The sequence below is a fragment of the Aquimarina aquimarini genome (genome assembly GCF_900299535.1).
GTDB classification, from domain to species: Bacteria; Bacteroidota; Bacteroidia; order Flavobacteriales; family Flavobacteriaceae; genus Aquimarina; species Aquimarina aquimarini.
Window position 1 is genome coordinate 163,901 of sequence record NZ_OMKE01000007.1, and the last position, 12,755, is coordinate 176,655.

General features: G+C 32.8%; 7 protein-coding genes. 4 read left to right on the forward strand and 3 right to left on the reverse strand.

What is annotated here, in order from left to right; translation table 11 throughout:
- Positions 1-3 precede the first annotated feature (3 nt).
- The 3 genes from DG508_RS03060 to DG508_RS03070 form a co-directional block, all read right to left on the reverse strand.
- A complete protein-coding gene (locus tag DG508_RS03060) occupies positions 4-3,225 on the reverse strand; it encodes a SusC/RagA family TonB-linked outer membrane protein (protein WP_108866723.1) in 3,222 nt (1,073 codons plus the stop codon).
- A 27-nt stretch (positions 3,226-3,252) separates the two neighbouring features.
- Positions 3,253-3,975, reverse strand: a complete 723-nt coding sequence (locus DG508_RS03065) for a TIGR04282 family arsenosugar biosynthesis glycosyltransferase (RefSeq protein ID WP_108866724.1) — start codon at positions 3,973-3,975, stop codon at positions 3,253-3,255.
- Positions 3,976-4,098: 123 nt separating this feature from the next.
- Positions 4,099-4,704 carry an RNA polymerase sigma factor gene (locus DG508_RS03070; protein ID WP_199912748.1) on the reverse strand — a complete coding sequence of 202 codons (606 nt, stop codon included), beginning with the start codon at positions 4,702-4,704 and terminating at the stop codon, positions 4,099-4,101.
- Between the two features lie 177 nt (positions 4,705-4,881).
- Between DG508_RS03070 and DG508_RS03075 the strand changes: the two genes are divergently transcribed.
- The 4 genes from DG508_RS03075 to DG508_RS03090 all read left to right on the forward strand — a co-directional run bounded on the left by DG508_RS03075 (position 4,882) and on the right by DG508_RS03090 (position 12,501).
- Entirely contained in the window at positions 4,882-5,967 is a 1,086-nt protein-coding gene (locus DG508_RS03075) for a FecR family protein (protein ID WP_159090629.1), read from the forward strand.
- 94 nt (positions 5,968-6,061) lie between these two features.
- A complete protein-coding gene (locus DG508_RS03080; protein WP_108866726.1) occupies positions 6,062-9,601 on the forward strand; it encodes a SusC/RagA family TonB-linked outer membrane protein in 3,540 nt (1,179 codons plus the stop codon).
- A 14-nt stretch (positions 9,602-9,615) separates the two neighbouring features.
- Positions 9,616-11,031 carry a RagB/SusD family nutrient uptake outer membrane protein gene (locus DG508_RS03085; protein ID WP_108866727.1) on the forward strand — a complete coding sequence of 472 codons (1,416 nt, stop codon included), beginning with the start codon at positions 9,616-9,618 and terminating at the stop codon, positions 11,029-11,031.
- A gap of 90 nt (positions 11,032-11,121) precedes the next feature.
- Positions 11,122-12,501, forward strand: a complete 1,380-nt coding sequence (locus DG508_RS03090; RefSeq protein ID WP_108866728.1) for a TlpA family protein disulfide reductase — start codon at positions 11,122-11,124, stop codon at positions 12,499-12,501.
- Positions 12,502-12,755 lie beyond the last annotated feature (254 nt).

A 12,755-nucleotide genomic window follows, 5' to 3' on the forward strand; every position in this document is an offset into this window, starting at 1 on the left:
TTTTTAAAAATTAATCCCAAGTTTTAATCCAAAGCTTCTAGAGGTAGCATATGACAGATCCTCAACGCCATTTACGAGCCCTTGCCCTTGTACCGCTAATTGTTCAGGGTCAAAATGAGAAATATCACTAATAGCAAATAGGTTTCTACCAATAAGAGAGATATTAAAATCAGCCCCTTCTTCTAGGAAGCCTACAACTCCTTTATCAAGAGCAAAAGAATAACCGATAGAAAATTGTCTAAGTTTTAGATAAGAAGCATCATATACATTATTCTCTTCATGATTACGATCATAGAACTGTCGATAATAACTCTCTGGTGTTACTGCTGTTGTATTAGGAGTATAAACAGGAGCATCTGTCGTACCAACATTTACAACTCCTTGAGCAACAATGCCAGCATCAGGTCTATAAGCAGTTTCTTCTAATTGTCCCCCGACAGCCGCTAGAGATAGTGTGCGAGAAACAAGTTCACCGCCTTGTCTCCAATCCAGTAAAAAATTAATATCCCAATTTTTATATTGAAATTGATTGTTTATTCCCACTATAAAATCAGGAGTATAATTTCCTAGTTTTTTTAGCGTATTATCAGCGATAAAGCGCCCTTCTGGAGTAATTACAAAATCACCATTCTCATTACGTAAATACCCTGTACCATAAAAATCACCTATACGTCCACCTTCTTCTACCTGAAACCAAACTGTTTGATCAGGATTATTGTATACACGAGAATAGGCTAGTGTAACCCGACCTTCTTGCTGAGGTAGTGATGTAATGGTAGAGACATTTCTACTAAAATTGATAGTAGTGTTCCATGTAAAGTTTTCATGCTGAATAGGAATTGCATTTAGCACAATTTCTACACCACGAGAACGAACCTTTCCCCCATTAACTACCTGTTGATTGAACCCTGATGATATAGGAATAGGCAGCGATAGGATTTGATCTTTGGTGAGTGCATGATAATAAGTAATATCCAGATTCAAACGATCTTTAAAAAAGTGAATATCTGTTCCAAATTCATATGAGGTGGTCTGTTCAGGTTTTAAATTAGGGTTAGGGATAAAATTTTGATTTGTAAATGTAGGTTGTGAATTTACAGAGGTCTGCGACACAAAAGCACCAGAAGTCTGGTAGGGATCAGTATCATTACCAACTTGTGCAATACTAGCCCTTAGCTTGGCAAACGAAATTACTTTGGGTAATTTGAAGGCATTACTTATAACAAAACTGCTAGATGCCGAAGGATAGAAAAAAGAAGTATTGTCTGCCGAAAAAGGAGTTGCCAATGCACTAGACCAATCATTTCGTCCTGTAATATCAAGAAATAGATAATTTTTATATCCAAGTTTGAGTAATCCATACAAGCTATTGATACGTTTTTTGGACTCAAAACCAAAGCTTTCTATAGGAGAAGCGGCATTATTAAAACTAAAAATACCAGGTTGCGCCAATTGTGTAGTTTGTGTTTGTGAGGTTTTTGCTTTTTGATCCAGACGATTTCCTCCCAATGAAATATCAATATCAAAAGCACTAATTTTTTTGGTATAATTAAGTAAAAAATCAGTGTTGATTTCTCTATAGGTAACATCATGCTCTGCGTATGCCCCGTTTCTAAAACGATTGGTGCTAAAATTTCTTAAAAACTGTCGCTTTTCATTAGAATAATCCATTCCAGATCGTATTGTCAGGTTTAGGTTATTAGCCAATTGTTGTTGTATAGATATGTTACCAAAGACACGATCCCTATCAAAGCTGTTTCGGTTTTCAGAAAGAATAAAATAGGGATTATCAAAAAACGTATAATTAAATGAATATTGTTGTATTCCTTCAAGCCCTGGTTGCCAATAATTTCTTAGGTTATTGGTATTAAGAGATCTTGGTCCCCATGCCACTAGAGAATAGTTTACATTCTCAGAACCATATCCATTAGATGGGCGGTTATCACTGCCAGTATTTACATAATTTATAGAAGCATTTACTGTTGTTTTTTTTGTAGGTAAAAAACTAAGGCGAGTAGCTATGGTTTTTCTATCAAGATCTACTCCAGGAATAATAGACTCACTACGTAAATCAGTAAAAGATAAACGATAGTTTCCTTTATCAAAATGAGAAGAAAACGCTACATTATTTATAGTAGTTACCCCAGTTTGATAAAAATCTTTCAGGTTGTCTGGATGAGAAATAAATGGAGTAGGAGTAATAGAAGTAGTATCGTATAAAGACGTATCTCCTCCGCGTACAACAGTACCATTGAATAAAGTAACAGGGCTATCAAATTGAGGAATCAATGTACCTTGATTTAATCTTGGTCCCCAACTATAGGTGATATTATCATTAACTCCACTTCCTAAACCATCTACATATTCAAACTGACCAGAATTTCCTTGTCCGTATTGATTTTGAAATTGTGGTAATTGAAAAGCAGTATCGATAAACAAGCTAGAATTGATACTAATTCCTAACCCTTTGCTTTTAGTACCATCTTTTGTAGTAATAATAATAACTCCGTTTGAAGCTCTGGTTCCATATAGTGCAGCAGCACTTGGCCCTTTTAATACAGATACATTTTCAATGTCATCGGGATTTACAGCCATAGCACCATTTCCAAAATCAACCTCCTGAAAACCTGCTGCTGCCTCATTGGTGTTATTAAAAACCGTTGAATTATTAATTGGAGTTCCATCTACAATAAACAAAGGATTATTATTGGTAAAGGATTGCTCTCCTCGAATTACAATTTTTGAAGAAGAACCAACTCCTGTAGCTCCTCCTGGAGTAATGGTAACTCCTGCCAGTTTTCCTGCCAGATTATCCAGAAAGTTTACGGACTTCACCTCTGCGATATCTTTTTGGTTAATACTTTGCACGACATATCCTAACTCTTTGTTTTCTCGTTTACGATTGAGCGCTGTAATAACGATTTCATCCAAACCTGTAGATCCTTCTACGAGACTTACATTGATAATAGAATTGTTATTTATGATTACCTCTTTGGTTTTAAAACCTAAAGAAGAAAAAACAAGGATAGCATCATTGTTTTGTGTTGAGATAGAATAGTTACCATTGGCATCACTACTAGTACCTTGAGTAGTGTTTTTAATTTGAATATTTACAAATGGTATAGTAGTACCATCGGTCGCTGTAGTTACAGTTCCTGTAACTACATTTTGGGCATGAGCAAAAGACACCAATAATAGTGTCAGCCCTAGAAAAAGGTGCTTCATAAAAAATAATAAGATAGAATTAAACTATTAGTTTGACTGTGTGTATAACATCAAATCTGGAGAGCCTTTATTAAAAGGAATAGTATGTATTGTAGTAACGAGAGGTTTAGGCTGATAGATAATAGCCTCATAAATACAAGAAAATAATAGTAAGAGAATAGATTTAAATAATCTAGTAGTACGATTTATTCTATTCAAAAAGTACTGTAAATCCTGTAATTTATCAATATCCTTAAGCCTGTACAGGAGTTTAATATGTGTTCCAGAGGCAGATATTTTTTTAATAAGAAATTTTGCTAATAGTCTTGTTTGCCATGGTAGTTGTACAAAAGAGTTTTTTTCAAAATTTGATTTGTCAAGTCCCAGAAGGTATATGCCACCATCTATAGATGGACCAACAACCATAGTATTGTGCATCAATTTATGACTAGTATCAATAAGGTGAGATGCAGTTAGGTTTGGACTATCATTACCAATAGTAATAACTTTTTGATATCCTTTTTCAAAAAGATCTTCTATAGCATTGGCAAAGCGTTCTCCAAAAGTAGTACCATGTTGCTCTTTCTCTGAATATATAGCATAAGGAAGCCCTGTTTTACGAACCTCGACAAGTGTTTTTTTATTAAGATGATCAAATAACTGCTGCCCATGTACCAAATGCTTATGTTTCAACTCTTCCTGAGAAGAATTGGCAAATACAAGGATAGCTATTTGCTTTTGATGGTCTGGCAATGTATTCTCAATTTTCATTTTGGAACTAATACCGTCGTAATGATTAGGTCGTACTTACAAAAAGTAAAATTATTATTTTAAAAAATACAAATCAATGATTATTGCTTTTCTATATAGCAAAACAATTTTACTATCTCTAATTTATCCAAAAACACGATGCCTCATTTTTTTCCAATCAAATAATAGAAACAAGATTGTATTAATTTTGCCCTTAAGACGTTTGCGTATAAGAGAAAAAGCCTTGGTGATATGAGCTTCTACAGTTTTGATGTTAATATTAAGATGATTAGATATTTCTAGATTTGTAAGCCCTTCTTTTTTGCTTAATTCAAAAATTTGTTTGCATTTAGGAGGGAGCTCTTGTATCGCATGTTTAACCAAATTAATGAGTTTTTCCATCATTTCAGGATCTTCTTTCTCTACAAAAGAGTTAAGGTATTCGATGTATTTTTTCTCTATTTTAGTTACTGCTTTGGTTTTACGATATTGATCAATAAACTCGTTATAAGTGAGGCGATATAAATAATTTTGTAATGAAAAATTTATATTAAGCAGTTTTCTTTTTTCCCATATTTTGATAAAAACATTCTGTACAATATCCTGAGATTTCATAGTGTCGTTTATCAAACTATCTGCATAAACACAAAGTTTATGGTGGTATGTGTCTATTAGATAATTATAAGCTTTCTCATCTCCTTTTTTTAAAAACAACATAAGTGTTGCTTCATCTTTAAAACACTGTTTCATACTCTTTTCTAGATAAAATTATACAATTGATATAGCAGGTTTTAATGGCTTTCTTAAGAAACAAATGTAATGTTAAAAAAATCAAAAAAAAATTAACAAAAAAGGTAGGGTATTCGCAATGAGCCTCGTAATAGAGGTATGATATCTAAAAAAATAGAACAACTTATTATAAAATATATGGCGGCATCAATTTCTGCAACAGAGCTTGATGTATTGTCAGAATGGTTAGAAAGTACAGATAACAAAAAAATATTTAATGAGTATATCAAAATTAATTATGCAATCCGTCATAATATGAATCAATATGATGTAGAACAGACTAAAAAGATCATTGCAAAAAAGATTAAAAATGATCGTAGGAGATTTAATTATCAAAAGGTATATAAATACGCTGCTGTCATAGTATTATTGATTTCAATGCCTTTTGTTTATAAATATTATAACAATGATATAGAGGTAATTATAGAACCAGGAACAAACAAGGCAATATTAAGTTTGGAAGATGGAAAACAAATCATTTTAGAAAAAGGAACAGAGTATCACTATCAGAATAGAGTAAGTAATGGTGAGGAATTGGTATATACAGAGATCTCTTCAGGCAAAGAATTGAAATATAATTACCTCACTATTCCCAGAGGAGGGCGCTTTTTTATACATCTGTCTGATGGAACCAAAGTGTGGTTAAATTCAGAAACCAAATTAAAATACCCAGTAAGTTTTATCAAAGGACAACCCAGAGAGGTAGAACTGGTTTATGGAGAAGCTTATTTTGATGTGTCGCATAGCACACTTCATAATGGAGATGCTTTTAAGGTACATACGCAAATACAAAATATTGAGGTATTAGGAACAGAATTCAATATTAAAGCATATCAAAACGAAGAGTCCTTGTATACTACATTGGTAAAAGGAAGAATAACTATTGATAATGGCATTGTGAGCAAGTTTTTGAATCCAGGACAACAAGCCATAGTCAATATTCAAAATGAGCAACTAAAAATTATAGATGATATAGATACTACACCCGAAATCGCATGGAAAAACAATTTTTTCATGTTTGATAAACAAAAACTAGAAGTCATGATGAAAACCTTGTCTCGATGGTATGATATTGAAGTAGTATTTGAGAATGAAGAAGCCAAAGAAGTCATTTTTTCAGGAATACTAAATAGAGAAGATCATATAGAAGAATTGTTAGAAAATATAGAAAAAACGAATGAAGTACATTTTGAAATAGATAGTAAGAAAATAACAATACAATAAAAAAAGGAATAAAGCTAAGACCGTTCAAAGTAGCAACTAAATTCCTTTTACTCGAATTAATTAAATAATGTTTAACTAATTGAAATGCTAATTTATGAAATTTAAATTGACTATACCTTTGATTTATTATAATCCAAGGTTTTTAAAAACGATTATGAGAACCTTTTTGTTTTTTTATTGTGCAGTTGTATTTAGTTTTAATCCTAATAAAGGATTTTCTCAAAATATTAATATCATTATTGATGTAAACAAAACAGTTTCTATTGAGCAGATTTTTGAATTAATCAAAGAACAGACTGATTATCAGTTTGTATACAGGTATGACCTTGTTAAAGATGCTCCTCGTATTTTTCTTGAGAGCGGAGTTATTAAAGCCGATACATTGTTAAAAAAAGGGTTGACTCCTATTTTCTGTACTTATGAGTTTAATAACAATACTGTTATAGTTAAAAGAAAAAAAACTCCATTAGGATTAACAAGCCTGCAAAACACTCGTATTATCAAAGGGCAGGTAACCGATCAAAATAAATTGCCTTTGCCAGGAGTTGCTGTGGTACACAAGAATGATGTAACCAAAGGAACCACTACCGATTTTGATGGAGAGTATGAAATAGCAGTACCCAGAAACAAAAAAGTAGTGTTACAATTTTCTTCAATAGGGTATACTACTAAAGAAATAGAGATTACCAATCAACAAAGAGTTGATGTTGTACTTTTTGAAGAAACAAATGTTTTAGAAGAGGTCGTATTAAATACGGGGTATCAAAAAATATCACGAGAACGAGCAACAGGTTCTTTTCAGAATATAAAACCTCAGGCATTGACTACCAAAATAGCACAGAATATCTTAAGTAAAATAGAAGGAGAATTTTCAGGAATTGTATTTGATAATACAGATGGACCTACTATTCGAGGAATTAGTACCATACACAGTAATAATGATCCTTTGATAGTGGTAGATGGATTTCCGTTAACACAAGATCTTAGCTCCATTAATCCATCAGATATTAAAAATGTAACCATCCTTAAAGATGCGGCAGCAGCATCAATTTGGGGAATAAGAGCAGCAAACGGAGTAATTGTTATTGAAACAAAAAAAGGTAAGAAAAACCAAAAACCACAAATAACTTTTTCAACCAATTTGGCAATCACCCCACAACAAGATCTGTTTGATTTACCGTATGCATCTACAGAAAGTTTTTTAGAGTTTGAAAAACATAGGGCAGATAACGAATGGATAAACTTGCCAAGAGGTAGAAATCAACCCCCTTTAGGAAAAGGGATTGAAACCTATTTATTACTTAATGATGGGCAATTGTCGCAAAGTGAGGCGGGACCTATTATTAGTCAATTAAGAACAGTAGATAGTAGAAAAGAGTTTGCTGACTTATTTATGAGTGATGCATATTGGACACAGACTAATCTTGCCATTAGTGGAGGAGGAGAGCACAATATTTACCGAGCTTCGGTCACCTACAATAGAAATGAAAATCAAGGATTCTTTTCTGGTAATACTACCGATGAAATTATTACAAACCTTAATGGAAGCTTTAACATCACAGAAAAACTTACTTTTTCAAATACAGTAAACTTTAATCATAGAAAAATTAAACGTAACGGGCTTACTACAAATGATAGAGATCAGTTACTTCAATATCAAAGAATCATTGATGATCAAGGCAATTTGATTCCGCAACCTCGCACTTTTTATCAACAATTTAAAGAAGATAGAGTAGCAGAAGGGTATCCATATAATTGGGATTATAATCTAAAACAAGAGTTTGATAACAGAGATAATGCTACCAATGCCACTTCCTTGCGATTGCAAACTTCATTGAAATATGACATTTTTGATTTTCTATCTATTCAAGGGTCATATCAGTATGAATGGGCAGATATTTCATCCAAATCATTGTTTAATGAGGATACCTATAGAGTAAGAGATTTTGTAAACACTTTTACTACAACTGATCGAGATACGGGAGAATTGGTAAGTGCAATTAATAAAGGACATATTATAACCAGATCAACGACACAAAACTCGTCACATACAGGAAGGTTTCAATTAAACTTGGACAAAGAATTTCAAAATAATACCCATAGAATTACTTCTATTGCAGGATATGAATTACGACAGATACAATCAGAAAGCCATTCTTTGACCCGATATGGATTTAATCCACAGTCTTTAGCCTTTGATAATGTACCCTTTGGAGAAAGAGTGCCAGTAACTCCTATAGGAAGTAGAGTATTACAAGACCCTACCATTTTTGGAGGTAATGAATCTCGTTTTGTTTCTTATTTTGGCAATCTTGCGTATACCTATCTCAATAGATATACACTTACCGCTAGTACTCGTTTGGATGATGCCAACCTTTTTGGAGCCAGTAAAAAATATAGAAACATTCCTTTGTACTCCGTTGGTATAAAATGGGATCTAGCCAAAGAAGATTTTTTTAATAGTAGTAATATCAACTTACTTTCTATAAGAGCAACGTATGGGTCTAATGGAAATGTTAATACTTCTACCAGCCCTTTTTTGCAGGCAAGTCTATCTAATAACCCTACTACGGGGCTACCTTTTGCATTTGTTTCAGGAATCAAAAATCCTGAATTACGTCTTGAAAAAACCTATGTTACCAATGTAGGGTTGGATTTTGGGTTATTCAATAGTAGAATTAATGGAAGTATAGAATACTACGAAAGAAAAAGTGAAGATCTATTGTCACAAGTAGAAGTGCCAGCTGCATTAGGGTTTAACTCTGCTTTATTAAATGTTGGAGAAATGGAAAATAAAGGAATAGATATCAATCTTAATGCAGAAGTAATCCGAAGTAAAAACTTTAGTTATGTAACTACCATAAATTTGAGTTACAATGATAACAGAGTAACTAAGGTAGATGTGCCTAATGAAACCGTTTTGGTATACATAAATGGAAGAGAACCATTGGTGGATACTCCATTGCGATATTTATATAGTTATCAGTATGCTGGATTGGATACAGAAGGGAGACCCCAGGCATATAATGAAAATAGAGAAATTATTAATTTTCAAGGAGAAAGAGAGGTAGGGGGTGATATTGAAGCAGCAGATATTGAAAGTACAGAGGCACTAGTGTTTAATGGAACAACAACGCCAAGGTATTACGGGTCATGGATTAATACAATGAAGTATAAAAATTTCTTTATGAGGTCGTTGATTACCTTTAAGTTAGGGCATGTATTTAGAAATACGAATATTCTGAACTACTCGAGCTTGGCTAGCCAGTTTGTGACGGCTAATATTCATCAGGATTATGAAAACAGATGGCAAAACCCCCAAGATGAAAATACAACAGATATTCCTAGGTTACCTCTTACACGAGTAGATGCAGGGCGAGTAGGGTATAGACAGTATTATCCTAATGGAGATCACCTTGTAGATTCGGCATCTCATATACGATTTAGAGAAATCGTATTGGGATATCGTTTTGAGTCAGATATTTCCAAAAAGCTAGGGTTAGAAAATACAAGTATCAGTATTCAGGCCAATAATCTGGGAGTTATCGATTTTAATAAATGGGGATTAGATCCAGAAAATTTACTTCTGCCTGTACAGCCAACATATACATTAAATTTTACAGCCAATTTCTAAAAAAAACATAAGACATGAAGAAAACATATTATATTTTTTTAGCGGTTCTTATCGTATGTACCGCATGTGACAGAGAAGAATGGTTGAATATACAACCACAGGGAACAGTTATTCCTACTGATGTACAGGACTATCGATTGTTATTGGATCAGGTGGATCAAAGTGGATCAGGAAGAGGAACTAGAATATCACCAGGATTTCAAGGAACATATAGTAATACAGATTATTTGTCTGATGATTTTGTTATTACAGATGAAACGTTTCCTTTTTATGGGGTTGGAACCATAAATGCATATACGTGGCAGGATGATATAATCGAACCTAATCAAGAAGATGGGAGTTGGGCAAATCTGTATGGACAAATCTATGTTGCCAACCTTGTGATAGAAGAAGTAATGAATGCTCAAAATGGTAGGCAAAGCGAAAAATTACAATTAGTAGCAGAAGCAAAAGTACATAGAGCATTTAATTATTTGGCACTCGCCAATTTGTATGGATTGCATTATAATTCTCAAACGGCAACATCTAATCTGGCAGTGCCATTACGATTAGGAAGTGAAATAGAAGGAGTGGATTTTTCCAGAGCCTCTGTAGCAGAAATATACGATTTGATTATTGAGGATATAAATAGTGTTATAGCCGATCTTCCTGATGTGTCAGAGTCAGGGATTCATAATCATAGACCTACCAAATCAAGTGCCTATGCATTATTGGCTCGTATATACTTATATCAGGCAGCATATAACAAAGCATTAGAGGCAGCATCAAAATCCTTAGAACTTTATAATACAATCAATGATTTCAATACCTATGAAGAAGGGTTTGCGGGGATATTAAAATTAGATGAACCAGAAAATGATCAACAATTATTATGGAACAAAGCGTCGTTAGGCACCTATAACTTGCTTATTGCATCAGATGATCTCTATAATTTGTATGAAGATAATGACCTGAGAAAAAAGTTATACGCTCCGTTAAATGTACTTTTTGGAATACCTAAACCTGGTAATGCATTAGGATATTCTTTTCTGAGTGGATACAGGGGTGTTGGATTTACAGTACCAGAAGTATTGTTGATCAAAGCAGAATGTAATGCTAGATTAGGAAATATTGTAGAGGCAGTACAAGACTTAAACATGCTTAGAGAAAAACGTTTTGAAACAGCGACCTATACTCCCGTTGTAAGTACTAACCAGACAGAAGTATTAGCGTTGATTAAAAAAGAAAGAAGAATAGAATTTGCAGGTAGTGGGTTACGGTTTTTTGATCTTAAACGGTATAATGAGTTTGATAATGCCAATGTAACATTAACCCGTACACTCAATGGACAGACACATACCCTTACTGCCAATGGTAAGAATTGGGCAATACCAGTGGCACAGAAATATATCCTAGATACTCCTGAATTAGGTGAGAATGTGAGAGATTAAAAAAAACAGCTAATTCATAAAACCCACAAGATGTATTGGTTTGAATAAAGAAATGAAGTTTAGACCAATACATTTTACAAAATAACACTTATGAAGTCTATAAAAATAATTGTGATCAGCCTTTTAGTTGTAACTATTTTAGGTTGTTCTCAAAAAGAAAAAGAATATACTATACTATCAGGAACTATTGATAATGCAACAGATAACGATTTAATCATTAGTGCATTTATAGGAAACCCAATTGATACCATAATGATTCATTCAGAAACAGGTAAGTTTAGGGATACATTACACCTTACAGAAGGAAAGTACTATATCAATAATGGCCTAAAAGGAACATGGGTATACCTTGCTAAAGGAAATGAGGTTACCATACAAGTAGATATAGATGATTTCTTTGCCTCTATAGAGTGTACTAAAGACGATACAGGGATTAATCAATATTTGATAACAAAAAATAGACATAGAGGTGATTTGCTTCAGAAATACAAACCCTATTTTAATGTGGCAGAGCAAGAGTATAAAACAGCTATAAATAACATTAGAAAAGCAAAAGATAGTTTATTGTTAACAATGGGTGACCTACCTGAAACATATAGAAATAAGGAACAAAGAAATATATACTATGAGTACCTAGATAGGCTTAAAGATTATGAACGTTATGCTTTTAAAAAAAATAAAGTTTCTCCCGATTTTTTCTCAGAATTACATCATGAAAATCTAGATAGTATTCATACAAAAGATTATTTTTTCTCTATTGCTTATAGAAAACTTATACTATGGGATATAGAAAGAAAAGCCAGAGAATTAGTAGAAAAAGAAGCCATAGATATCCAACTTGCCACTATAAAAACGATTAATCAGGTACAAGATCAACAAGTGAAAAATAGCTTAGTATATCGAAAAGCAATAATAGAAAAAGGTATGGTTTCTACAAAAAACCATAAAGAGTATTATACAGTTTTTAAAGAAGCCTCAAGCAATGCTAAGGATATTCAAAAAGTTACTATACTGTATAAGCAACTTAAAAAGATTCAAAAAGGAAACCTATCTCCAACATTCTATAATTATGAAGATTATGAAGGAGGAGCAGTATCACTAGAAGATCTAAAAGGGAAATATGTATATCTTGATATTTGGGCAACATGGTGTATGCCTTGTGTAAAAGAGGTGCCCCATCTCAAAAAAATAATAAAACAATATGATGGTAAGGATATAACGTTTGTGAGTATCTCTTTAGATAAAAGGAAAGATTATGAAAAATGGAGAGCAATGATTAAGGAAGAAGCGATGACAGGAATTCAATTGTTTGCCGATGATGCTTTTAATTCAAAATTTGCGATAGACTATTCTATCGTATCAATCCCTCGTTTTATATTACTTGATCCCGAGGGTGAAATTATAAACAATAACGCCCCAAGGCCTTCTGATCCAGAATTGGTTGCCTTATTTGACACAAATAACATTTGATTTTTTAGAAGGTAATCTTTGAAGCTATTTTGTTAAGCTCAATTTTTTAATGTTTTTTTAACGTATCGATTATAAGGGTATTACCTTTTTTAGACGTATTAATAAGTATACACATAAAGTTTAAAAAGATGAGATACCTAAATAATAAGTTACAAGATTTTTATTTGTTGAAAAGCCTTGATTTTGTATGACTTTTTATTAGAGTTTATCCTAAATAAGAAATAATTACCTATAGAACCTTTATACATCTTTGT

Coding starts and splice junctions, on each gene's coding strand:
- DG508_RS03060 (WP_108866723.1), bottom strand. CDS start 3,225: ATGAAGCACCTTTTTCTAGGGCTGACACTATTATTGGTGTCTTTTGCT.
- DG508_RS03065 (WP_108866724.1), bottom strand. CDS start 3,975: ATGAAAATTGAGAATACATTGCCAGACCATCAAAAGCAAATAGCTATC.
- DG508_RS03070 (WP_199912748.1), bottom strand. CDS start 4,704: ATGAAACAGTGTTTTAAAGATGAAGCAACACTTATGTTGTTTTTAAAA.
- DG508_RS03075 (WP_159090629.1), top strand. CDS start 4,882: ATGGCGGCATCAATTTCTGCAACAGAGCTTGATGTATTGTCAGAATGG.
- DG508_RS03080 (WP_108866726.1), top strand. CDS start 6,062: ATGAAATTTAAATTGACTATACCTTTGATTTATTATAATCCAAGGTTT.
- DG508_RS03085 (WP_108866727.1), top strand. CDS start 9,616: ATGAAGAAAACATATTATATTTTTTTAGCGGTTCTTATCGTATGTACC.
- DG508_RS03090 (WP_108866728.1), top strand. CDS start 11,122: ATGAAGTCTATAAAAATAATTGTGATCAGCCTTTTAGTTGTAACTATT.